The 21589-nt window shown below is 68.8% G+C and carries 23 protein-coding genes; 16 read left to right on the top strand and 7 right to left on the bottom strand.

Annotated features, from left to right (window positions below):
- Positions 1 to 68 precede the first annotated feature (68 nt).
- Both QQK25_RS04380 and QQK25_RS04375 read right to left on the bottom strand, forming a co-directional pair.
- Positions 69 to 851 carry a LytR/AlgR family response regulator transcription factor gene (locus QQK25_RS04380; protein ID WP_284186846.1) on the bottom strand — a complete coding sequence of 261 codons (783 nt, stop codon included), beginning with the start codon at positions 849 to 851 and terminating at the stop codon, positions 69 to 71.
- Positions 848 to 1867 (bottom strand): sensor histidine kinase, encoded by a 1020-nt coding sequence (locus QQK25_RS04375; RefSeq protein WP_284186845.1) that lies wholly within the window; start codon positions 1865 to 1867, stop codon positions 848 to 850. The genes QQK25_RS04380 and QQK25_RS04375 overlap by 4 nt, the downstream gene beginning before the upstream one ends.
- An 84-nt stretch (positions 1868 to 1951) precedes the next feature.
- Here QQK25_RS04375 and argH point away from each other — a divergent pair, with 84 nt between their 5' ends.
- The 6 genes from argH to QQK25_RS04345 all read left to right on the top strand — a co-directional run bounded on the left by argH (position 1952) and on the right by QQK25_RS04345 (position 7918).
- Entirely contained in the window at positions 1952 to 3412 is a 1461-nt protein-coding gene (gene argH, locus QQK25_RS04370; protein ID WP_284186844.1) for an argininosuccinate lyase, read from the top strand.
- Between the two features lie 13 nt (positions 3413 to 3425).
- A complete protein-coding gene (locus QQK25_RS04365; protein WP_284186843.1) occupies positions 3426 to 4706 on the top strand; it encodes a serine/threonine-protein kinase in 1281 nt (426 codons plus the stop codon).
- Positions 4707 to 4970: 264 nt separating this feature from the next.
- Positions 4971 to 5549 carry a hypothetical protein gene (locus tag QQK25_RS04360; RefSeq protein WP_284186842.1) on the top strand — a complete coding sequence of 193 codons (579 nt, stop codon included), beginning with the start codon at positions 4971 to 4973 and terminating at the stop codon, positions 5547 to 5549.
- Positions 5550 to 5638: 89 nt separating this feature from the next.
- A complete protein-coding gene (locus tag QQK25_RS04355; protein WP_284186841.1) occupies positions 5639 to 5896 on the top strand; it encodes a hypothetical protein in 258 nt (85 codons plus the stop codon).
- Positions 5883 to 6800, top strand: coding sequence for an HprK-related kinase A (locus QQK25_RS04350; RefSeq protein WP_284186840.1), 918 nt, complete (start codon positions 5883 to 5885; stop codon positions 6798 to 6800). The genes QQK25_RS04355 and QQK25_RS04350 overlap by 14 nt, the downstream gene beginning before the upstream one ends.
- Entirely contained in the window at positions 6797 to 7918 is a 1122-nt protein-coding gene (locus QQK25_RS04345) for a nucleotidyltransferase domain-containing protein (RefSeq protein WP_284186839.1), read from the top strand. The genes QQK25_RS04350 and QQK25_RS04345 overlap by 4 nt, the downstream gene beginning before the upstream one ends.
- A 30-nt stretch (positions 7919 to 7948) precedes the next feature.
- Here QQK25_RS04345 and grxD read toward each other — a convergent pair whose 3' ends face one another.
- From grxD to hemA, 4 genes are all read right to left on the bottom strand, one after another.
- The gene (gene grxD / locus QQK25_RS04340; RefSeq protein ID WP_284186838.1) at positions 7949 to 8257 is read right to left on the bottom strand and encodes a Grx4 family monothiol glutaredoxin; all 309 of its coding nucleotides are present in this window, start codon (positions 8255 to 8257) and stop codon (positions 7949 to 7951) included.
- Positions 8258 to 8321: 64 nt separating this feature from the next.
- The gene (gene prmC / locus QQK25_RS04335) at positions 8322 to 9155 is read right to left on the bottom strand and encodes a peptide chain release factor N(5)-glutamine methyltransferase (RefSeq protein WP_284186837.1); all 834 of its coding nucleotides are present in this window, start codon (positions 9153 to 9155) and stop codon (positions 8322 to 8324) included.
- On the bottom strand, positions 9148 to 10233 hold the full coding sequence (gene prfA / locus QQK25_RS04330) for a peptide chain release factor 1 (protein WP_284186836.1): 1086 nt from the start codon (positions 10231 to 10233) through the stop codon (positions 9148 to 9150). Before prfA ends, prmC begins: the two co-directional genes overlap by 8 nt.
- Positions 10234 to 10278: 45 nt before the next feature.
- Positions 10279 to 11529, bottom strand: coding sequence for a glutamyl-tRNA reductase (gene hemA / locus QQK25_RS04325; RefSeq protein WP_284186835.1), 1251 nt, complete (start codon positions 11527 to 11529; stop codon positions 10279 to 10281).
- Between the two features lie 216 nt (positions 11530 to 11745).
- Between hemA and QQK25_RS04320 the strand changes: the two genes are divergently transcribed.
- From QQK25_RS04320 to QQK25_RS04275, 10 genes are all read left to right on the top strand, one after another.
- Positions 11746 to 12483: a thiamine pyrophosphate-binding protein gene (locus QQK25_RS04320; RefSeq protein WP_284186834.1), complete on the top strand. Its 738-nt coding sequence runs from the start codon at positions 11746 to 11748 to the stop codon at positions 12481 to 12483.
- Complete coding sequence (locus QQK25_RS04315) at positions 12480 to 13364, top strand: transketolase family protein (RefSeq protein WP_284186833.1); 885 nt, start codon at positions 12480 to 12482, stop codon at positions 13362 to 13364. Before QQK25_RS04320 ends, QQK25_RS04315 begins: the two co-directional genes overlap by 4 nt.
- A 4-nt stretch (positions 13365 to 13368) precedes the next feature.
- Positions 13369 to 15333 (top strand): NAD-dependent epimerase/dehydratase family protein, encoded by a 1965-nt coding sequence (locus tag QQK25_RS04310; RefSeq protein WP_284186832.1) that lies wholly within the window; start codon positions 13369 to 13371, stop codon positions 15331 to 15333.
- Positions 15330 to 16229, top strand: coding sequence for a class I SAM-dependent methyltransferase (locus QQK25_RS04305; RefSeq protein ID WP_284186831.1), 900 nt, complete (start codon positions 15330 to 15332; stop codon positions 16227 to 16229). The genes QQK25_RS04310 and QQK25_RS04305 overlap by 4 nt, the downstream gene beginning before the upstream one ends.
- A gap of 4 nt (positions 16230 to 16233) precedes the next feature.
- Complete coding sequence (locus QQK25_RS04300; RefSeq protein WP_284186830.1) at positions 16234 to 16977, top strand: class I SAM-dependent methyltransferase; 744 nt, start codon at positions 16234 to 16236, stop codon at positions 16975 to 16977.
- Between the two features lie 35 nt (positions 16978 to 17012).
- Positions 17013 to 17330 carry a DMT family transporter gene (locus tag QQK25_RS04295; protein WP_284186829.1) on the top strand — a complete coding sequence of 106 codons (318 nt, stop codon included), beginning with the start codon at positions 17013 to 17015 and terminating at the stop codon, positions 17328 to 17330.
- Positions 17327 to 17653 (top strand): DMT family transporter, encoded by a 327-nt coding sequence (locus QQK25_RS04290; RefSeq protein WP_284186828.1) that lies wholly within the window; start codon positions 17327 to 17329, stop codon positions 17651 to 17653. The genes QQK25_RS04295 and QQK25_RS04290 overlap by 4 nt, the downstream gene beginning before the upstream one ends.
- Positions 17650 to 19290 (top strand): hypothetical protein, encoded by a 1641-nt coding sequence (locus tag QQK25_RS04285; RefSeq protein WP_284186827.1) that lies wholly within the window; start codon positions 17650 to 17652, stop codon positions 19288 to 19290. The genes QQK25_RS04290 and QQK25_RS04285 overlap by 4 nt, the downstream gene beginning before the upstream one ends.
- Positions 19291 to 19348: 58 nt before the next feature.
- The gene (locus tag QQK25_RS04280) at positions 19349 to 20269 is read left to right on the top strand and encodes a bestrophin family protein (RefSeq protein WP_284186826.1); all 921 of its coding nucleotides are present in this window, start codon (positions 19349 to 19351) and stop codon (positions 20267 to 20269) included.
- A gap of 86 nt (positions 20270 to 20355) precedes the next feature.
- Positions 20356 to 21144 (top strand): MipA/OmpV family protein, encoded by a 789-nt coding sequence (locus QQK25_RS04275; RefSeq protein WP_284186825.1) that lies wholly within the window; start codon positions 20356 to 20358, stop codon positions 21142 to 21144.
- On the opposite strand, the gene QQK25_RS04270 is transcribed toward QQK25_RS04275, so the two are convergent.
- Positions 21053 to 21514: a YkgJ family cysteine cluster protein gene (locus QQK25_RS04270; RefSeq protein WP_284186824.1), complete on the bottom strand. Its 462-nt coding sequence runs from the start codon at positions 21512 to 21514 to the stop codon at positions 21053 to 21055. The two genes, QQK25_RS04275 and QQK25_RS04270, sit on opposite strands and share 92 nt — an antisense overlap.
- Positions 21515 to 21589: the final 75 nt, after the last annotated feature.

The following is a 21589-nucleotide window of genomic DNA, read 5'->3' as shown; positions in this document are numbered from 1 at the left end:
ACAGTCTTTAACGATCATGACGCCCGGCAATCGGCGGGCGTCCGTGACATTGTTGTCAGCCCGAAGGCTCAGACGCCCAGCGCGTCCTTCACTGCCGGCCACTGGCGGCGGCTCACCGGCAACTGCTCCGGCAAACCCTCGAGGAGGATCACCCAGTGGGCTTCGCCATCCACGCCGGTGGTGGCCCGGGCCACGCCGCGAACGGCGTCCCGGGCGATCAGGCAGTTGCGGTGGATGCGCAGGAAACGGCCGGGGAACTCCTCTTCCAGTTGCACCAGGGATTCGTCCAGCAGGTATTCCCGCTCCAGGCTGCGGGCCACCACGTATTTCTGCTCGGCCTTGAGGTAGAGCACGTCGGCCACCGGCACCAGCAGGATGCGCCCGCGCTCGCTGACGCTGAAATGGCTGCGGGTGGTGGGCGCGATCCGGCGCAGCACCTCGTCGGCCGGCGGACGCAGGCGGCGGGCCTTGGCGATGGCTTCGGCGAGCCGCCCGGCGCGCACCGGCTTGAGCAGGTAATCCACCGCGGCCAGTTCGAAGGCGCGCACCGCGTATTCGTCGTAGGCGGTGGTGAAGATCACCGCCGGCGGGTGCTCCAGACGCCCCACGTGGCGGGCCAGCTCGATGCCGGCCATCACCGGCATCTGGATGTCGGTGAGGATCAGGTCGACCGGCTCCTTCTCGAGGATCGCCAGGGCCTCGACGCCATTGCCCGCCGTCCCGGCGACGCGGGTGGGCTGGGTGTCGGCGATGTCGCCGAGCAGATCCTGGAGCCGCTCCCGGGCCGGCGCCTCGTCGTCGACGATCAGCACCGAAAGCGGGGCGAAGGCGTGGTCGGCCGGCTCGCTCATGGCGTACTCCGGAAAGGCAGGCGGATGCGCACGCGGAAGGCGTCGGCATCCTGCTCGGTATCGAGGGTGGCTTCGAGGTCGTAGAAAAGCATCAGTCGTTCGCGGATGTTGTCCAGGGCCATGCGGTTGCCCGCGTGGTGGCTTTCGGCGTCGAGCAGCGGGTTGGCGATGGTGATGAACACCTCCGCCCCGCGCCGCGCGATGGTAATCGAAACCGTGCCCGGCGCCGCGCCGGGCTCGATGCCGTGATAGACGGCGTTCTCGATCAGCGGCTGGAGCAGCAGGGGCGGCACCAGCGCGGCGCCCGCCGAGGTGTCGCGCTGCCAATCCACCTGCAGGCGGTCACCCAGGCGCAGACGCTCGAGGTTGAGGTAGCGCTCGCACAGGGCGATCTCGTCGGAAAGCGGCACCAGCTCCCGGTTGTCCTGCATCAGCGCGCGGAACAGATCGGCGAGCTCCTCCAGCCCCTCCTCGGCCCGCCGCGGATCGCGCCGGAGCACGCCCAGCACGCCGTTCAGGCTGTTGAACAGGAAGTGCGGCCGGATGCGCGCGGTGAGCGCAAGCAGACGCGCCTCGGCCAGCACCGGCGCCAGCGCCGCGCCGCGCAGATGGAAATAGATCAGCACGATCGCCCCCACCACCAGCGACCACACCAGCGGCCGCGGCCCCTCGTCCACCTCGACCGGCGCCAGCAGGCTGCCGCTCAGCAGCGCAACGCCCGCCACCAGCAGCATCACCACCGCCACGCCGCCCGCGTAGGGCAGCCGATGCAGCAGCGGCTTGAGCAGGAACAAGGCCGCCACCGAGAGAATCAGCGGAAACTCGACCCTCACCGCCATGTCGAGGAATTCGCCGAACAAGGCCTCGATCTGATCGTTGCGCACGAGCACCGCGGCCAGCCCGAGGGCATTGACCAGCACCACCGTGCGCAGCACGACGCCTAGGTTGCGAAAATCAGGCAGGCTCGCCGGATACCGGCTTCGACCGGCGGGGCGCGCTTTTTGCTTTATACTCATGAATCGAAATCCGGGCCAACAGCTTGAATCCACGGGATTCTCGCCGCAGATAGCCCCCCTTTATCGCAGAGAGCATTTTCAATTATGGCAGATCAATCCGTACCGCAGGACGGCGCCGCCAAGGCCTGGTCCGGTCGCTTCTCCGAACCCGTCTCCGAGCTCGTCAAGCGTTACACCGCCAGCGTCTTCTTCGACAACCGCATGGCCGCGCAGGATATCCGCGGCTCGATCGCCCACGCCACCATGCTGGCCCGCCAGGGCATCATCGGCGCCCAGGATCTCGCCGACATCGAACGCGGCATGGCCCAGATCGCCGGCGAGATCGAACGCGGCGAGTTCAACTGGAACCTCGACGACGAGGACGTCCACCTCAACATCGAGAAGCGCCTCACCGCCCTCGTGGGCGACGCCGGCAAGCGCCTGCACACCGGCCGCAGCCGCAACGACCAGGTCGCCACCGACATCCGCCTGTGGCTGCGCGACGCCATCGACACCATCCTCGGCCTGATCCGCGAATTCCAGCTGGCGGTGCTCGACCTCGCCGAGCACCACGCCGACACCCCGCTGCCGGGCTTCACCCACCTGCAGGTTGCCCAGCCGGTCACCTTCGGCCACCACCTGATGGCCTACTACGAGATGACCCGCCGCGACGCCGAGCGCTTCGCCGACTGCCGCAAGCGCGTCAATCGCCTGCCGCTGGGCTCCGCCGCGCTGGCCGGCACCACCTACCCGATCGACCGCGAATACGTCGCCGAGCTGCTGGGCTTCGAGGAAGTCTGCTTCAACTCGCTGGATGCCGTCTCCGATCGCGACTTCGGCATCGAATTCTGCGCCGCCGTGTCGCTGCTCATGACGCACCTGTCGCGCCTGTCGGAAGAGCTGATCCTGTGGATGAGCCCGCGGGTCGGCTTCATCGATCTCGCCGACCGCTTCTGCACCGGCAGCTCGATCATGCCGCAAAAGAAGAACCCGGACGTGCCCGAGCTCGTCCGCGGCAAGACCGGCCGCGCCAACGGCAACCTGATCTCCCTGCTCACCCTGATGAAGGGCCAGCCCCTGGCCTACAACAAGGACAACCAGGAAGACAAGGAGCCGCTGTTCGACTCCGCCGACACCGCCATCGACACCCTGCGCATCTACGCCGACATGATGGGCAGCCGCGTTGATGCCACCACCGGCGAGAAGGTCTTCAACGTCCGCGTGAAGCGCGACGCGATGCAGGCCGCCCTCACCCAGGGCTACGCCACCGCCACCGATCTGGCCGACTACCTCGTCAAGAAGGGCCTGCCCTTCCGCGACGCCCACGAGGCCGTGGCGCTCGCCGTGCGCGCCGCCGACGCCAAGGGCGTGGATCTCCCCCAGATCCCGCTGGCCGAGCTGCAGGCCGCCATGGCCCACGTGCCCGGCGCGGTCGAACGCCTGGCCGACGACGTGTTCCAAGTGTTGACGGTCGAAGGTTCGCTGGCATCCCGCAACCACATCGGCGGCACCGCTCCCGTGCAGGTGCGCGCCGCGATCGCCCGGGCGCGACAGCGACTCGGCTGAGGAGGAGACGGGCATGGAAAGGATCGGCAAATACGAGGTGCGGCGGCTGCTGGGCGCGGGGGCGACCAGCAACGTCTATCTCGGCTACGATCCTTTCGCCCAGCGGGAGGTGGCCATCAAGCAGCTTCACCCCGAGATGCTGCGGGTCACCGACCACACGACCCTCTACCACCACATGCTGCTCAACGAGGCCTCCCTCGCGGGCAAGCTGCAGCACCCCCACATCATCCAGATCCACGACGCGGTGATCGACGAGCGCGACGCCTACGTGGTGATGGAATACGTCCCCGGCGGCACCCTCGAAGCCTTCACCCAGCCCGACCACCTGCTGCCCTCCGAACGCCTCGTCGAGATCATCTTCAAGTGCACCCGGGCGCTCGATTACGCCTACCTGCACGGTGTCACCCATCGGGACATCAAGCCGGCCAACATCCTGCTGGTCTCGCCCGAAGGCCAGGACATCAAGATCTCCGATTTCGGCGCGGCCATCTTCACCGCCACCGAAACCACCCAGCTCACCACCCTCGGCTCGCCGGCCTACATGTCGCCCGAGCAGGTGCGCGAACAGCCCCTCGACCACCGCACCGACATCTACTCCCTTGGTGTGGTGATGTACCAGCTCCTCACCGGCCGCCTGCCTTTCGAGAGCAGCAGCAACGTCGGCCTGATCTACCAGATCGTCCACGAGACGCCGCCGCCCCCGTCGAGCATCCGCCCCGAGATCCCGCCCGAACTCGACGCCATCGTCTGCAAGGCCATGAGCCGCGACGTGGCCGGGCGCTACGCCACGTGGCTCGAGTTCTCCCACGACCTCGCCCAGGCTTACCGCAACCGCGGCCTCACCACCGCCCCCCACGAGATGCCCGACAGCGAGAAGTTCGAGCGCCTGCGCGCCTTCCGCTTCTTCCGCGAGTTCACCGACGTCGAAATCTGGGAGATCGTCCGCTTCGCCGAATGGCGGCAGTTCCCGCCCGATTCGGTGGTGATGAAGGAAGGCGAGCCCGGCAACTACTTCTGCTTCGTCGTCGAAGGCGCCATGCGCATCGTCAAGAAGGGGCACCTGCTCAACACCCTCAGCCCCGGCGACTGCTTCGGCGAGATGGCGCTCTTCGCGGCCGGGCGTGGCGCCCGCACCGCCTCGGTCGAAACCATCAGCGAGACGCGCATCCTGACCATCCGCGCCCCCGCCCTGCTGCGGGCCACCAGCCTGTGCCAGATGCACTTCTACAAGGGATTCCTCGAAGTCCTGGCCAGCCGCCTGTCCCTCGCCAACAGCCGCATCGCCAACGTCTGAACCCGCACCGTCGCGCCACAGGCGCGGCAGAACGGATTTTGTCGGCATTTTTTACACGCCCCCGCCGTTTTCCGCCCCCGATTTCGTCGTGCCTTTTTATACCCTTAAAAATCATGACCATACTCCCCAAAGGGGGAAACGGAATGAAACTTGCTTTACCTAATCCGACCAAAAAGCGGACCCACGTCACACTCGTGACTGGCGGGCCTGCATATACTGCAAATAAATCACGCCTGTCATGGCGCCAGTTGAACGAGGTTTAGGATGAATCTGGAACACCCCGAAAAATCTGCCGAGCTGCAACCCAGCAACGACGGCCAGACGCCCAAGGCCAATCGCCGCAAGCTCATCCAGACCGGCCTGGCCGGTGCGCCGCTGCTGATGGCCCTGAAGAGCGTTCCCGCGCTGGCCGCCGAATGCAAGCAGCCGTCCGGTTTTTCCGCGTCCGGCAACCTGAGCCAGAACGGCACCGCCCCCTGCGCCCCGAAGATGAACGGCGTGACCTTCTGGCAGGCCTACGCGGCCGCCAACCCGCCGACCGTCGACGACCTCGACAACAAGACCTTCGGCAGCGTGTTCACCGCCTCCGCCGGTCGCACCGAAACCATCCGCGCCATCATCACCGGCACCGACACTGCGGGCGACGCCCCCCTCGAACGGCAGATCGTCGCCGCCTGGCTCAGCGCCAAGGCCGGCAGCCCGCTGTTCACCGCCGCCCAGGCCATCGCCATGTGGAACGAAGGCGTGGTCGGCGGCTCCTGGCATCCGAACCCGAGCGTGCCCAGCGTCTCGTGGGACAAGCCCCAGGTCAAGCAGTACCTGGATTACGTCCTCAACGCCTGACCCTGCATCGAGTCTTGCTTTCGGCCGGCGCCCAGTACATCGCCTCTGAAACCCTGTTCGAGGGCCTGGCCGAAGTACGTTGGAAAGAAGTGGATGAAGGATGGGTCCGTTACGACCCATCCGCTGGCGAGACCCTACTGCTCGCCCCGGTCACCCGCTTCGTGCTCGACCAGTTGGCCGTCCCCGGCCACAGCCTGAACGCCGACGACCTCGTCGCCGCCGTGCTGCGCGAAGAACCCGAAGCCGCCCCTGAAGCCTGTCGCGAATTCGTCGCCGTTGCCCTTGAGGCACTGCTCGGCGCGCGCCTCATCCGAGCCCAGTCGAGCCCCCGCCTTGAGAATCCGTGACCTGTCCCCCGCCGAGTTCCGCCAGCGGCTGACGGGCGACGGCATCCGGCTCGCCGCCGGCCCGTTCAACTGCCGCCTCCAGAGCGGCATCCCCGAGATCGCCGACGAGCTCGCCCGGCTCTACGCCCACCACCCCCTGGCCGACGCGTCGGATTTCACCGACTTCCACGTCGCCGTGCAGCCCGGCCACGGCGTGCGCCGCTGGGTCAGGCCCCAGGCCCGCTTCGTGGTCGATGCCGTCGAGCCCTTCACGCCGCTGCCCCGCGCCCAGGCCCTGCCGATGCTCGAGTGGGGCCTCAACTGGTGCGTCACGGCCTACTGCCATCACATTCTGGTGATCCACGCCGCCGCCGTCGCCCGCGGCAACCGGGCCGCGATCCTGCCGGCGCCCCCGGGCTCAGGCAAGAGCACCCTGTGCGCCGCGCTGGTCAATCGGGGCTGGCGCCTGCTGTCGGACGAACTCACCCTGATCCGGCTCGACACCGGCCAGATCATGGGCCTCGCCCGGCCGGTCAATCTCAAGAACGCCTCCATCGACATCATCCGCGCCTACGCGCCGGACGCCTTTCTCACCCAGCCCGTGCGCGACACCACCAAGGGCACCGTGGCCCTGATGGCGCCCACCCGGGCCAGCGTCGAAGCCGTCGGCGAGTGGGCCGATCCCGCCTGGATGGTGCTGCCCCGCTACCGCGCCGGCAGCGAGGCCGTGCTCACTCCGATGGGCAGCGGTGCGGCCTTCATGCAGCTCGCCGACAACGCGATGAACTACCACGTGCTGGGCCCCAAGGGCTTCGACACCGTGGGCCGCGTCATCGACAACTGCCGCAACTACAGCTTCGAATACAGCCGCCTCGACGACGCCATCGCGGTGTTCGACCGCCTTGCTGCTGAGGACGCCCGATGAACCTGCTCCTCCAGGCCTACCGTGATCCCCAGTCGGTCCGCCGGCTCGGCCCCTCGCAATGGGATCTGCTCGTCCGCCAGGCCCGCCACGCCAACCTGCTCGGCCGGCTCTACCTGCGCCTGCAGGCCGCCGGCGTCGAGGATGACATCCCCGAGCGCCCGCGCAACCACCTGCTGTCCGGCGCCCAGATGGCCGGCGAGCAGCGCCACGCGATCCGCCGCGAAGCCCGCTTCCTGCGCGAAGCCCTCGAACCCCTGGGCATCCCGGTCATCCTGCTGAAGGGCGCCGCCTACGTGGCCGGGGGCCTGCCCGCCGCCCAGGGCCGGCTGTTCTCGGACGTGGACATCCTGCTGCCCAAGGCGCGCCTGGCCGACGCCGAATCGGCGCTCCAGCTCAAGGGCTGGATCAGCAGCGCCACCGACGACTACGACCAGCGCTACTACCGCCGCTGGATGCACGAACTGCCGGCGATGCGCCACGTCTTCCGCGGCTCGGCCCTCGACGTGCACCACACCATCCTGCCGCCCACCGCACGCCTCAAGCCGGACGCCAAGCTGCTCATCGAAGCCGCGGTGCCGCTGCCCGACCTCCCCGGCGTGAGCACCCTGTCACTGCCGGATCTGATCCTGCACAGCGCATCCCACCTCTTCCACGAGGGCGAACCGGACAACCTGCTGCGCGACCTCACCGACCTCGACCTGCTGCTGCGCCACCTGGCCCGCGACCCCGCCGCCTGGGACGTGCTGGTCCATCGGGCCGAACAGCTCCAGCTCGCCGGCCCGCTGCGCCTCGCCCTGCGCTACTGCCACCGGATGCTCGACACCCCGCTGCCGGAGCGCGTCCAGGCCCGCACCCGCTGCCTCGAAGGCGGACTCGGCCAGCAACTGCTCGATGCCATGTACGCCCGCGTGCTGCGCCCCCAGCACCCCAGCACCGCCGACGCCCTCACCCCGCTGGCCCGGCGCAGCCTGTACATCCGCGCCCACTGGCTGCGGATGCCACCGCTGCTCCTGGCCTACCATCTGGCCCACAAGGCGGTCCTTCCCGCCAGACAGGAAACCCACCCCCTCAGCACCGAGCAGGTTGCGCTGCCGGCAGACGTAAAAAAAGCGGCCTGAGCCGCTTTTTTTACATGAGCGAAAACCCGCTCAGGCGGCCAGCATCTGCTGGAGTTCGCCCGACTGGTACATCTCGCGCATGATGTCAGAGCCGCCGACAAACTCGCCGTTGATGTAGAGCTGCGGGATGGTCGGCCAGTTGGCGTATTCCTTGATGCCCTGGCGGATGCCTTCGTCGGCCAGCACGTCCACCGCAAAGATCTCCTTCGCGCCGCAAGCCTGCAGGATCTGCACGGCGGTGGCGGAGAAGCCGCAGCGGGGCATGGAGGGCGAGCCCTTCATGTACAGCACGACCGGGTGGGATTTGACTTGTTCGTCGATGATTTGTTGGACGTCCATCGTGGTCTCGCAAAAATAGTTGAGCAATTCAGTCGGAAAAGTCTAGGCCCGCTCGCCGGTCACGTCAAGGGCGGCGGCCAAGGGTGATGCGTTCGATCCCCGCCAGATCCCGCGCCGACGCCACCTCGGCAAAGCCGCCGGCCAGCAGCAGCTCGCGCACTGCAGCGGCCTGATCGTAGCCGTGCTCAAGCAACAGCCAGCCGCCGGGCGTCAGAAAGGCCGGCGCGGCCGCCACGATGCGCACGATGTCGTCCAGCCCCGCCGGGCCCGAGGCCAGGGCACTGGCCGGCTCGAAGCGCACGTCGCCTTCCGCCAGATGCGGATCGCCATCGGCCACGTAGGGCGGGTTGCTGACGATCACCTCGAAGCGCTCGCCCACGGCCAGCGCGGCAAACCAGTCGCTCTCGACAAAACGCACCCGGGCGCCAAGGGCCTCGGCGTTGGCGCGGGCCACCGCCAGCGCGGCGGACGAGAAATCGACGGCCGTGACGGTGGCCGACGGCAGCTCCAGCGCCAGCGTGACGGCCAGCGCGCCGCTACCGGTGCCCAGATCGAGGATCGCCAGCGCAGCGCCCGCCGGCACGCGCTCGCGCACCAGATCGACGATCAGCTCGGTCTCGGGCCGGGGGATCAGCACCGCGGGGCTCACCTGGAAATCCCGCCCGTAGAATTCTCGCACGCCCAGCAGATAGGCCACCGGCTCGCCGGCCGCGCGGCACGCCAGCAGATCGGCAAAACGCTCGGCCTGTTCGGGCGTGAGCGCATCTTCAGGATACGCGGCGATGCGGGCGGCGGTCACGCCGAGGATCTCCCGCAGGAAGAGCCGCGCTTCACTCGCCGGGATGCGCCCGCGGGCCGCGGCCAGCGCCGCGCCGACGGTGGCGGGCAGATCAGCCATTCTCGTCGGCCAGCTGGGCGAGGAGCTCGGCCTGGTGTTCGGCGGTAAGCGCCGCGATCACTTCGCCCAGATCGCCCTGCATCACTGCATCCAGCTTGTAGAGGGTGAGGTTGATGCGGTGGTCGGTAAGCCGGCCCTGGGGGTAGTTGTAGGTGCGGATGCGCTCCGAGCGGTCGCCGCTGCCGACGAGGCTCTTGCGGGTGGCGGCCTCCTTGGCCTGCTGCTCGCGCACCTGGATGTCCTTGATCCGCGCCGCCAGCACGCGCAGGGCCGAGGCCTTGTTCTGGTGCTGGGAGCGCCCGTCCTGGCACTCGGCGACAATGCCGGTGGGGAGGTGGGTGATGCGCACCGCCGAATCCGTCTTGTTGATGTGCTGGCCGCCGGCGCCGGAGGCCCGGAAGGTGTCGATGCGGAGATCCGCGGGATTGAGCTCGACATCGCCCACTTCGTCCGCCTCGGGCATCACCGCCACGGTGCACGCCGAGGTGTGGATGCGGCCCTGGGTTTCGGTGGCCGGCACGCGCTGCACGCGGTGGCCGCCGGATTCGAACTTGAGCTTGCTGTAGGCGCCGTTGCCGGCAATGCGGGCGATGACTTCCTTGTAGCCGCCCAGCTCGGAATCGCTCGCCGAGATGATCTCGACCCGCCAGCCCTGGCCTTCGGCGTAGCGGGTGTACATGCGCAGCAGGTCGCCGGCGAACAGCGCGGCTTCGTCGCCGCCGGTGCCGGCACGGATTTCGAGGAAGAGGTTGCGCTCGTCGTTGGGGTCGCGGGGCAGCAGCGCGGTCTGCAGCTCGGCGTCGATGCGGGCCTGGGCTTCCTGGGCGGATTCGAGTTCGGCGGCGGCGAGCTCCTTCATCTCGGGGTCGGCGAGGAGCTCCTTCGCGGTGGCTTCGTCCTCCAGCGCCTGGCAGTAATCCCGGTACAGGCCCACCACCGGCGTGATCTCGGCGTGCTCGCGGGTGAGCTTGCGGTAGTTGTCCATGTCGGCCGCGGCTTCGCTGGTGGCGAGCAGGCGGTCGAGCTCCTGCAGACGGTCGGCAAGGTTTTCCAGCTTGTCGCGGATGCGCTGTTTCATGGTGGTTCGGCCCGCGGCGGCGGGCAGGTGAGGCGCCCGGGCGGGCTAGTGGTTCTTGTCGAGATTGAACAGGCGCTGCACGAGTTCGGCGCAGTCGCCTGGCGCGCCGTCGGCTTCGTTGAGGAAGCGCGTGGGGGCGTGGAGGAGCTTGTTGGTGAGGCCGTGACTGAGGGCCTCGATGACCTTGGCCGGGTCTTCGCCCTTGGCGAGCAGGCGCACGGCGCGCTCGACCTCGGCCCGGCGCAGGTGATCGGCGTGCTCGCGCAGGGCGCGGATGGTCGGCACGGTGCCGCGGGTGTCGAGCCAGTGGAGGAAGCCGTCGACCCGCTGGTCGATGATGCTCTCGGCCTCGACCACCGCCTGCTGGCGCGATTCGAGGCCGGAATCGACGACCTTGGCAAGGTCATCGACGGTGTACAGGAAGACGTCGTCCAAAGCCGCAACTTCGGGTTCGATATCCCGCGGGACGGCCAGATCGACCATCACCATCGGGCGATGCCGGCGGGCCTTGAGGGCGCGCTCGACCATGCCGAGGCCGATGATCGGCAGCGGGCTGCCGGTGCACGAGACCACGATGTCGTAGCCGGCGAGGGCCTCGCCCACCTGGTCGAGCCGCAGCACCTCGGCGCCAAAGCGCGCAGCCAGCGCCTCGGCGCGGGTTGCGGTGCGGTTGGCGATGGTCAGCTTGCGGGGCTGCTCGCCGCCGAAGTGGGCGGCGCACAGCTCGATCATCTCGCCAGCGCCGACGAACAGCACGCGCTGGTCGCGCACGCTCTCGAAGATGCGCTCGGACAGATGCACCGCCGCCGCCGCCATCGACACGATGTTGGCGCCGATGGCCGTGGTGGAGCGGACTTCCTTCGCCACCGAGAAGGTGCGCTGGAACAGCTTGTGCAGCGTGGAGCCAAGGGTGCCGGCCTCTTCGGCGTGGCGCACGGCGTCCTTCACCTGGCCGAGGATCTGCGGCTCGCCGATCACCATCGAATCGAGCCCGCTGGCCACGCGGAACACGTGGCGCACCGCGTCGCGCTGGGGAAAGGTATACAAGTAAGGCGACAGATCCTGCAGCGCCACCCGGTGGTATTCGGCAAACCAGTCGGCCGCGTGCTGGGGCTGCTGGGTGGCGAAGTAGAGCTCGGTGCGATTGCAGGTGGAGAGGATTGCCGCTTCCTTCACCGGTTTTGCCCGCACGAAATCACCCAGCGCCTGCCCGAGGAGTTCTGGCCGAAAGGCCACCTGCTCCCGAATCGAGAGCGGCGCAGTGTGATGGTTGAGTCCGAGGGCAAAGAGTTGCATGCGCAACACCGGGGGCGGGCGGAATTTTTCAGCCGGCGATTATAACACCCGGACTTTTAACGCAAAGAAGGAGGATCAGCGTCGTTTTACCTGGAGCGTCACGGCCGGCGCGGCAAGGAACTCGGACGGTATACGTTAAAATTTCACGATCTTTGCCCAAACTTGTCGCCCATGCCCCATTTCCCGGATGTCCTTCGGACAACCAAGCTCCGCCTGTTGCAGCTACACCGTGATGCAAACTGCGGGCACCTGGGCGGCAATTTTTCGTGCATCGACGCGCTGATGACCCTCCACCACCGGGTGATGGGCGCGGACGACCGCTTCGTGCTGTCCAAGGGTCACTCCGCGGGCGCCCTGTACGCCACCCTGTGGAGCCTCGGGCGCATCTCCGAGACCGAACTGCGCACCTTCATCCACGACGACACCCTGCTCCCCGGCCACCCGAGCGGCACCGGCATTCCCGGGCTGCTGTTCTCCACCGGCTCCCTCGGGCATGGGCCGTCACTGGCTGCCGGTCTGGCCCTCGCGGCCCGGCACCGTGGGCTCGACCACCAGGTGTTCTGCCTGTGCTCCGACGGGGAGTGGCAGGAGGGCAGTTGCTGGGAGGCGCTCAGCTTCGCGGTCCACCAGCGCCTCACCAACCTCACGCTGCTCATCGACCAGAACGGCCTCCAGGGCTTTGGCCGCACCGCCGACGTGATCTCCTGCGACGACCTCACCCCGCGCATCGCCGCCTTCGGTGCCGACGTGCGTCAGGCCGACGGGCACGATCCCGATGCGATCGCCAGCGCCCTCGCTGCCCCTGCCGAAGACACTCCGCGGGTGCTGATCCTCGACACCGTGAAGGGCCGCGGCCTGCATTTCGAGGATTCCCTCGAATCCCACTACCTCCCCCTGTCCGAGGCCCAGTACGCGGCGGCACGCCTCACCCTCGAACAGGAGGGTGCGCGATGAGAAAGGCCTTCGCCGACGCCGTGGTGGCCCACTGCAATCACGACGACTGGTTCTTCCTCACCGGGGACCTGGGCTTCATGGCCCTCGAGGAAGTCCAGGCCGCCTTTGGTAGCCGCTTCGTCAATGCCGGCGTGGCCGAGCAGAACATGATCGGCGTGGCCGCAGGGCTGGCGCGGGAATCCCTGCGGGTGATCGTCTACAGCATCGCCCCGTTCTGCTACGCCCGCCCTTTCGAGCAGATCCGCAACGACCTGTGCCTGGGAGGCCTGCCGGTGTGCCTCGTCGGCAACGGCGGCGGCTACGCCTACGGCCACATGGGCCCGACCCATCACGCCCTCGAAGACTGCGCAGCGATGAACGCCCTGGGCGTACGGGTGCTCGTCCCGGCCTTCGACGACGACCTGCCCGCGCAACTCTCGCGGCTGGATGCGCCCACCTATCTGCGCCTGGGCTACGACGTCCGCCCGGCGGGCCGGCCCGTTCCGGCCTATGCCGCGTGGCGGGAGATCCTGCCCGGCCGCCGCGGCGCCATCGCGGCGCTGGGCCCCCTCGCCGGCCTTGCATGGCAGGCCCTGGACGATCTTCCCGTCGAACAGCGCCCGGCCGTGTGGGCGGTGTGCGAGTTCGACGCGGCAGCCATCCCGGCGCAATTCATCGACCAGATCGCGGGCCAGCCCCTTTACGTCCTCGAAGAACACGTGGCCCAGGGCGGGCTCGGGATGCACCTGACGCTGGCCCTCGCCAGCCAGGGCGTCAGCACCGGGCGCTTCATTCACCGTCCGGCCCTCGGCTATCCCACCGGGCGTTTCGGCTCCCAGGCCTTCCACCGGGCCCAGTGCGGGCTCGACGCACCTTCCATCCGCGCGATGGTCACCAGCTGACACGATGAACCTCGACGACAAGCTCAGAAATCTGACCGGCCCCGTGCTGGTCCTCGGCGCCAGCGGCTTCATCGGCGCCAACCTGCTGCGTCGCCTGCTGGCCGTGCGCACCGACGTCACCGGCACCGTCTTTTCCGGCGACACCTGGCGACTCGATGGCATCCCCTCGGCCCACATCGCCTTCCTCAACCTGCAGGATCCGATCAGCGTTGGCTCCGTGCTGCGCCGCGTCGCCCCCCGGACGATCTTCGACTGCTCGTCCTTCGGCGCCTATTCCTTCGAGCAGGACCACGAGCGCATCCACGCCACCAATTACCTCAGCTTCATCCGGCTGATGGAAGAAGTAGCCGGAATGGATCTGGCGGCCTTCGTCCATGCCGGGAGCTCGTCCGAATACGGGCTCAACTCGGCAGCCCCGGCCGAAGATGCCGCCCTCGTGCCCAACAGCCACTACGCGGTGAGCAAGGCAGCAACCAGCGCGGCCATCGCGTATTTCGGCAAGGTGCGTGGCGTGCCGGTGGTCAATCTGCGCCTCTACGCGGTGTATGGCCCCTTCGAGGACAGCTCGCGCCTCATCCCCGTGCTGTGCGAAACCAGCCTGCGGGGCGAGCTCCCGGTGTTCGCCCGGGCCGACGTTAGCCGCGACTTCATCCACGTGGACGACGTGGTCGAAGCCTTTGCCGACACCGCCATTCTGATGGGCCCCGAGCTCGCGGGCGAATCCATCAACATCGGCAGTGGCCAGCCCACCACCCTCGCGGCGCTCGCCGAGCTGGCCCGTGCAAGCTTCGGCCTCACCGCCGAGGCGCGCTTCAACCCGGCCGCCGGCCGGGCCTGGGACACCGACAACTGGTACGCCGACACCACCAAGGCGCAGCGCCTGCTCGGCTGGTCGGCCAAGGTCGGGCTCGCCGACGGGCTCGCGCGCACCCGCGACTGGTGGCAGGCTCACCTCGCCACGGCGGATTTCACCCGGCTCACCAAACGCACCCAGCCCCGCAAGGAGAAGAACTCCATCTCCGCAGTGATCGCCTGCTATCGCGATGGCCAGGCCATTCCGATCATGCACGAGCGCCTGGTGGCGGTGTGCCAGCGCCTGGGGCTCGACTACGAGATCATCTTCGTCAACGACAACTCCCCCGACGACTCCGCCGAGGTGATCCGCGAGATCAGCGCCCGCGATCCCCACGTGATCGGCATCACCCATTCGCGCAATTTCGGCTCCCAGGCAGCCTTCCGCAGCGGGATGGAGATCGCCAGCAAGGAGGCCGTGGTGCTGATGGACGGCGACCTGCAGGATCCGCCCGAGCTCATCGAGGCCTTCGTGGAGCGCTGGCGTGCCGGGGCCGACGTGGTCTATGGCCGACGCATCAAGCGCGAGATGCCGATCCTCCTCGAAGCCTGCTACCGGGGCTTCTACCGGCTCTTCGCGGCGATGAGCGAGGTGCCCGTCCCGAAGGACGCGGGTGACTTCTCGCTGATTGATCGCAGCGTGGTTTACTGGCTGCTCCAGTGCCAGGAGCGCGACGCCTTCCTGCGCGGCCTGCGCGCCTACGTGGGTTTCCGCCAGGAAGGGGTGGATTACCTGCGGCCCGAGCGGATGTTCGGCGTCAGCACCAACAACTGGATCAAGAACATCGGCTGGGCCAAGAAGGGCATCTTCTCGTTCTCCCGGATGCCCCTGCACCTGCTCACCGCCGCCGGCGGCATCACCTGCCTCGCCACCGTGCTGCTGGCGATCTTCAGCATCCTGGTGCGCATCTTCGACGCCGACTCGGTGCCCAAGGGCGTCACCTTCCTGTCGCTGCTGGTGATGTTCTTCGGCTCCTTCACCCTGCTCGGCATCGGCCTGCTCGGCGAATACATCGGCAAGATCTTCGAAGAAACCAAGGCCCGGCCGGCCTTCATCCGGCGCAGCCTGATCGTCCGCGGCGAGATCCGCCCTGCCGATCCGCGAGGGCAGCCATGAGCCTCGAGCGCGCCTGCCCGGTCTGCCACGGCCGCAGCCACGCCCCCTTTGCCGACGAACGCATCGACCCCGAGCGCGTCGGCGCGCTCACCTACGCCTCCCGCAAGCCGCCGGAGTTCATGTGCCTGCGCCTGGTGCGCTGCACCGCCTGCGATCTCGTATACGCCCCTTCGCCGCCAACCGCGGACAGCCTCCACGCAGCCTACGCCGACGCTGGCTTCGACTCCGGCCCCGAGGCCCAGGCCGCGGCCCGCACCTACGCCGACGCCCTCGCGCCCCACATCCAGCGCCTCCCTGGCCGCCACGCGGCGGTAGACGTGGGCGCCGGCAGCGGGCCACTGCTGCCGTGGCTGCGGGCCCAGGGCTTTGCGCCGGTGATCGGCATCGAGCCGTCCCGCGCCGCCATCGACGCCGCCCCGCCCGCCGTGCGCCCGCTGCTGCGGGAAGGCATGTTCTCGGCCAGCCTGCTCGCGGGCGAGACGCCCTCGCTGATCTGCTCCTTCATGACCCTCGAACACCTGCCCGACCCGGGCGAGTTCGTCGCCAGCGCCCACACCCTGCTGGAGCCCGGCGGCGCGCTGGCCGTCGTCGTCCATGATTGGCGCGCGCCCCTCAACCGCCTGCTCGGCCTGCGCTCGCCGATCATCGACGTGGAGCACCTGCAGCTCTTCAGCCCCCGGGCGCTGCGCGAGCTGCTCCAGCGGGCCGGCTTCGAGGCCATCGAGCTGCGCCCCATCCGCAACGCCTACCCGCTGCGCTACTGGCTGCGCCTCACGCCGCTGCCCGCCGCAATCAAGAACGCCCTCCTGGGCCTGCTCCAGCGCCTCGGCCTCGCCGACCGCAGCCTCGCCATGAACGTCGGCAACATGCTGGCCGTCGGCATCAAGCCCCGCTGAACCCATGACCCACACCCCGCCCCCCACCACCAAGCAGAACGTCCGCCGCTTCGACGAAGACGTGCGCGAACAGGGCGCCTACGCCTACACCGGCGACCGCCTGTCGGCGCGCCTCGCCAATGCGCGGATCAGCCGCAGCATCGCCGAAGCCTTCGATTTCCGCGGCGCCTCGGTGCTCGACCTGGGCTGCGGAGACGGCGCCTACACCGTCGAATTCCCCACCCTCGGCGTGCGTCAGGTCGTCGGGCTCGACCCCGCCGCGGTCGCCATCGACGCCGCCCGGGCACGCGCCCAGGCGATGGGCGTTGCCGACAAGGTGAGCTTCGAGGTCGGCAACATCTACGCCCTCGACGACTACCTCGTCCCCGGGCGCTTCGACTGCATCGTGATCCGCGGCGTGCTCCACCACCTGCCCGACCCGGCCCGCGCCCTTGCCGGGCTGGCCGCCTTCGAGGGCAGCGTGGTCGTCCTCGAACCCAACGGCAACAACCCGGTGCTCAAGCTGCTGGAGCGCTTCTCCCGCTACCACATCGAGCACGAGGAACGCTCCTTCCGCCCCGGTCTGATCTGCGACTGGCTCACCGCCGCCGGCCTGCGGGTGCATAGCTGCCGTGTGCTCAACCTGGTCCCCTTCTTCTGCCCCGACGCCATGGCCCGCGCCCTTCGCGTGGTCGAGCCCGTCGTCGAAAGCCTGCCCCTGGTGCGGGACATCGCCTGCGGCCAGAGCATCATCGTCGCGCGCAAATGAGATCCGTCGCCAGCCTCGCGGGGATGATCCTTTGCATGACCATCTCCCAGATCCTGCTCAAGATGGCCGGCCAGCATTCGTCCGCCCACCCCGGCGCCGTGGAAGGTTTCATGCGCAACCCGTGGCTGTGGGCCGCGCTGGGCGCCTCGGCCGGCGGAATCGGCTGCTGGCTGCTCACCCTGCGCCGGCTGCCGCTGTCGGTGGCCTATCCCTGGACGGCGCTGATCTACGTCCTCACCCCGCTGGCGGGCGCCGCGCTCTTTGCCGAGGCGCTCACTGGCCGCTACGCCTTCGGGATGGCCCTGATCCTGGCCGGCGTGGTGCTCACCAGCCGGAGCGTGACGCGATCGTGAGCCCCGCCGAACTCGGTCTGTGCCTGTCGTCCCTGGCCTGCAGCAGCGTCTCCCAGCTCTTCATGAAAGGGGCGGCGCTGCCCGGCGGGCGCCTGCAACGCCTGCTCCGGCTGGGCACGGCGGGTGGTCTCCAGTTGCTGTCCATCGGGCTCGTGGTGCTCGCCCTGCAAACCCTGCCCCTGTCGCAGCTGGTGCCTTTTGCGGCAGGCGCCTACCTGCTCGTCCCCCTCGGCAGCCGACGGCTGTTCGGCGAACAGCTCCACCCCCGCTTCTGGGTGGGCGCCCTTCTCATCGTTTCGGGAATCCTATGTACTCAGGCATGACTTCCGGCAGCACCTCGTCGCCGGCCTTCCCCCGCACCCCGGCCTTCGTCGTCATCCTCGTCGCGCTCCTGGCGGTGGCGCTGCCCCGGCTGATGGTGGTCGGTGGCCTGCCCACCACCGATGAAGGCTTCCAGGCCTACTACGCCCAGATCATGCACGCCAGCCTGGCGGGAGGGCACGGGCTGCCCGACACCGGGCCCCTGATGTTCTACTCGCTGCTGGTCAACTGGGTGTTCGCCTTCGGCGCCAACCCGATGATCGCCCTGCGACTGGTGGATATGCTGGTCGCGGTCGCGGCGGGTTACGCGCTCTACCGGGTGGTCGAGGTGGAAAGCCGCAGCCGGCTGGGCGCGCTGCTCATCGCGCTGCTCTTCCTGTTCACGATGAACCACCCGACCTTCACCCAGCACGGTTTCAAGAACAGCATCCACGCGGCCTACCTGCCGCTCTTCACCGCCCTCTGGCTGGGCCTCACCGCGCCTGCCAACGCCACCGCCCGACGCTGGCTCGGCGTCGGCGCGCTGCTGTCGGTGGCCGTACTGCTGCGGGAGACCTTCCTGCCGCTGATGGCCCTCGGCGCCCTGGCGGTGCTGGTTGGCCACGGCACCCGCGCCTTCGGCCGGCTGGTGGTGGGTGCCGCCGGCGCGGGGCTGCTGATCACCGGCGCGATCCTCGCCGCCCGCGGCGGCATTGCCGCCACCCTCGAGGGCTACCGGGATGCCGGCCTGGTCTATGCTGCCATCGCCGACAAGCGCGTCGAGTTCTTCTTCAACTACGGCGGCCAGGCCCTGCGCGAAGGCACGGTGGCGCTGATCGTGGCGGGCGTCGGGCTCGTCGTCACCCTGGCCCGCAGCCTGGGCGGCAGCTGGCTCACCAGCCTGCCCAGACTCGCCTTCTGGCTCGCCGCGGCCCTGATCCCGCTGATCGAGCCCGCATCGAAGATCGGCTTTCCGTATCACTTCGGCGTGTGCCTGCCGGGCCTCGCGGGCCTTGCCGCCCTGGGCTGGCGCAACGCCTGCGAGGGCGGTCCGGCCATGCGGCGAAACCTGGCCGCCGGCGCCCTGGGCATCGCCCTCCTGGCAATGGTGATCCCGCGACTCGGCCCCCTCAGCGCCAACTGGCCCCAGACCCGGGAGGCCCTGGCGAGCTTCCAGACGGGCGACTGGCCGGCGAGCTTTACCGAGAAGACCAACTACCTGCTGGCCGCTCAGGCGATTCGCCAGGCAACCCCGCCCGGTGGCACGGTAGCCATCAGCGGCTTCATGTTCACCCTCTACCCGCTCACCGGCCACGTGCCGCCGGCGCCCGAACTCGCCAACCTGAGCGCGACCCTCATCAAACTCGGGCTCTCCGGCCCAGCCCTCCGCGACGCCCTGCTGCGCTGCCCGCCAGACGTGCTGATGACCACCAGCCGCACCGACTGGCCCGGCGGCCCCGATCTCCTCGCGGCGGTCCGCGACACCGGCATCTACGCGCAGGTCGCCGAAATCCCCACCACCAATGACCGGGCCTATGGCGCCTTTGGCGGGCTCGTCTTCCGCCGCACCGAAGCCCGCGCCTGCACCCACGGATCCGCAACGGGCCGGTCGGAAGCACCGGCCCATCGTGCTGCAACGCACCACAACGCGCTAAAGTAGCGCCCCGCCCCCGCCACTCCGGCGCGCCGGGCCCATCCTTCGCAAGGCCCCATCGCCCATGATCGTCCGCCCCCGCCCGCGCATGCGGGAGCTCTTCTTCATCTGGAAGGGCTCCATCATTCCCCTCATCCTGCCCCAGGTGCTGTTCGTCACCGTGGTGGCCGCAGTGGTCACCAGCACCGCCGAATTCCTCGGCCCGCGCTTTCCGGATTTCGCCACCGGCCCGTTCACCTTCCTGGGGCTGTCCCTGTCGCTGTTCCTGGGCTTTCGCAACAACGCCTGCTACGACCGCTGGTGGGAAGCCCGCAAGCACTACGGCAACCTGCTGGTGGTGATGCGCTGCCTGGCCCGCGACAGCGCGCTGCTGGCCACCGACGACGCCGGCCGCGAGGAGCGCCAGACCCTGCTGCGCCTCGCCACCGCCTTCATCCTCGCCCTCACCGCCCGCCTGCGCGACCGCCCCATCGCCGCGGCGGCCGCGCCCCAGCTCACGGCTGCCGAGCACACCGCCGTGGCCACCAGCCACAACGTGCCGGATGCGATCCTGCGCCTGATCACCGCCCTGCTGTGCGACGCCCGCCGGGCCGGCCGGCTCGATTCGATCACCTACTGCGCGCTGGCCGAGCACATCAACCAGCTCACCGCCATCCAGGGCGCCTGCGAGCGCATCCGCCACACCGCGCTGCCCTTCGCCTACACCCTGCTGCTGCACCGCACGGCGCACATCTTCTGTTTCCTGCTGCCCTTCGGCGTGGTGCATTCGCTGGGTTACGCCACCCCGCTGCTTACCGCCCTGGTGGCCTACACCTTCTTCGGGCTGGACGCCCTCGGCGACGAACTGGAAGAGCCCTTCGGCACCGCCCAGAACGACCTCCCCCTCGACGCCATCACCCGCACCATCGAGATCGACCTGGCCAGCTACCGGGGCATCACGCCCCTGCCCGAGCCACTCCGGCCAGACGGCTTCGTGCTGATGTAAGCTTCATGCGCGATGCATCCGGCAGCGGGAACCAAAGCCCGCCACCGACGCTCCGACCAGATCCCGACCAATCAACCCGAACCGCCATGCTCCGACATCCAGCCCGCTCCGCACTCGGCGCCCTCGCCCTGGCCGCCAGCCTCCCCGCCCTTGCCACCGACCGGATCGATCACCAGACCGAATCCGCCGTCCCCCACGTCCGCAACCTCTATGGCTTTGGCGTCGGCGTCATGCCGGCCACGTCCGGCTCCGACCAGCTGCGCACCCGGGTGCTGCCCATCATCCAGGCCAGCTATGGCGACCGCTTCTACATCAACGCCCTGCGCGCCGGCGTATGGCTGCTCGACTCCGACGACAAACGCCTGCGCTTCGGCCTGTCGGCCGACGCACGTTTCGGCTGGAAAGCCGAGGACGGCCGGCGCACCAAGGGCATGGAAGACCGGGATTTCGCCGTCGACGTGGGCCCGACCCTGCGCTGGCAGACCGACTACGGCACCCTCAACGCCCAGTGGGGCTTCGACGCCACCTCGGCGAGCAACGGCCAGAACGTCCAGCTGCAGTTCGTGCGGGCCCTCGTGCGCGGGCAGGCGCTGCGCGTGAATGGTCTGGTGGGCGCCACCTGGAACAACCGCAAGATGAACAACTACTACTTCGGCGTCTCCCCCGCCGAAGCCACCCCCGACCGCCCCGCCTACACCGCCAGCTCGGGCACCCAGCTCCAGGCCGGCGTCAATGGCGCCTGGAGCACGGGCGGCAACGGCTCGGTGCTGTTCGGGCTGACGATCACCCGCCTCGGCGGCGCCCAGGCCGACAGCCCCATCGTCGAGACCCGCATCCAGCCTCTCGCCTACGCGGGCTACGGCTGGAGCTTCTAGCCCGCCGCGGCCCCACTTGCGGGTGCTTGCGGCAGATGTCGGGGCGCTGCTCATAGACCGTGCAGCGCCGCGACACGGCATCGAGGAACAGGCAATCCCCGCTGGCCCGCCGGGCCAGGGTGAAGATGCTGTTGCGGAAATTGAAATGCCCGAACAACCCGGCTTTGGTCAGGCGCCGGGCGATCTGCTTGGGCGCCTCGTGCTCGGCCTCGAAGGCATCCCCCACCTCCAGGCGCACCAGATCCACCAGCCGGACCTCCACCGGCATCGTGCAGCAGTTGGCCGCGCAGGCGTCGCAGAGCCCGCTGCGATAGCGGGTCCAGGTGTCGAGACGATCCACGTCCACATTGAAAAAACCGGGCGCAGCCATTCAGATTTGCTCCACACATCAAGACCATCGCCCACCATCGGTGGCGGACGCGAGGGGCAAAGGATAGGGTCCGCA

The sequence above is a fragment of the Zoogloea oryzae genome, from assembly GCF_030161255.1.
Classification (GTDB): Bacteria; Pseudomonadota; Gammaproteobacteria; order Burkholderiales; family Rhodocyclaceae; genus Zoogloea; species Zoogloea oryzae.
This window is presented reverse-complemented; position numbering and strand designations above follow the sequence as displayed.

Coding starts and splice junctions, on each gene's coding strand:
- QQK25_RS04300 (WP_284186830.1), top strand. CDS start 16,234: ATGACCCACACCCCGCCCCCCACCACCAAGCAGAACGTCCGCCGCTTC.
- QQK25_RS04365 (WP_284186843.1), top strand. CDS start 3,426: ATGGAAAGGATCGGCAAATACGAGGTGCGGCGGCTGCTGGGCGCGGGG.
- QQK25_RS04270 (WP_284186824.1), bottom strand. CDS start 21,514: ATGGCTGCGCCCGGTTTTTTCAATGTGGACGTGGATCGTCTCGACACC.
- QQK25_RS04315 (WP_284186833.1), top strand. CDS start 12,480: ATGAGAAAGGCCTTCGCCGACGCCGTGGTGGCCCACTGCAATCACGAC.
- QQK25_RS04380 (WP_284186846.1), bottom strand. CDS start 851: ATGAGCGAGCCGGCCGACCACGCCTTCGCCCCGCTTTCGGTGCTGATC.
- QQK25_RS04375 (WP_284186845.1), bottom strand. CDS start 1,867: ATGAGTATAAAGCAAAAAGCGCGCCCCGCCGGTCGAAGCCGGTATCCG.
- prmC (WP_284186837.1), bottom strand. CDS start 9,155: ATGGCTGATCTGCCCGCCACCGTCGGCGCGGCGCTGGCCGCGGCCCGC.
- argH (WP_284186844.1), top strand. CDS start 1,952: ATGGCAGATCAATCCGTACCGCAGGACGGCGCCGCCAAGGCCTGGTCC.
- QQK25_RS04305 (WP_284186831.1), top strand. CDS start 15,330: ATGAGCCTCGAGCGCGCCTGCCCGGTCTGCCACGGCCGCAGCCACGCC.
- QQK25_RS04285 (WP_284186827.1), top strand. CDS start 17,650: ATGACTTCCGGCAGCACCTCGTCGCCGGCCTTCCCCCGCACCCCGGCC.
- QQK25_RS04275 (WP_284186825.1), top strand. CDS start 20,356: ATGCTCCGACATCCAGCCCGCTCCGCACTCGGCGCCCTCGCCCTGGCC.
- QQK25_RS04345 (WP_284186839.1), top strand. CDS start 6,797: ATGAACCTGCTCCTCCAGGCCTACCGTGATCCCCAGTCGGTCCGCCGG.
- QQK25_RS04280 (WP_284186826.1), top strand. CDS start 19,349: ATGATCGTCCGCCCCCGCCCGCGCATGCGGGAGCTCTTCTTCATCTGG.
- QQK25_RS04360 (WP_284186842.1), top strand. CDS start 4,971: ATGAATCTGGAACACCCCGAAAAATCTGCCGAGCTGCAACCCAGCAAC.
- hemA (WP_284186835.1), bottom strand. CDS start 11,529: ATGCAACTCTTTGCCCTCGGACTCAACCATCACACTGCGCCGCTCTCG.
- QQK25_RS04310 (WP_284186832.1), top strand. CDS start 13,369: ATGAACCTCGACGACAAGCTCAGAAATCTGACCGGCCCCGTGCTGGTC.
- grxD (WP_284186838.1), bottom strand. CDS start 8,257: ATGGACGTCCAACAAATCATCGACGAACAAGTCAAATCCCACCCGGTC.
- QQK25_RS04295 (WP_284186829.1), top strand. CDS start 17,013: ATGACCATCTCCCAGATCCTGCTCAAGATGGCCGGCCAGCATTCGTCC.
- prfA (WP_284186836.1), bottom strand. CDS start 10,233: ATGAAACAGCGCATCCGCGACAAGCTGGAAAACCTTGCCGACCGTCTG.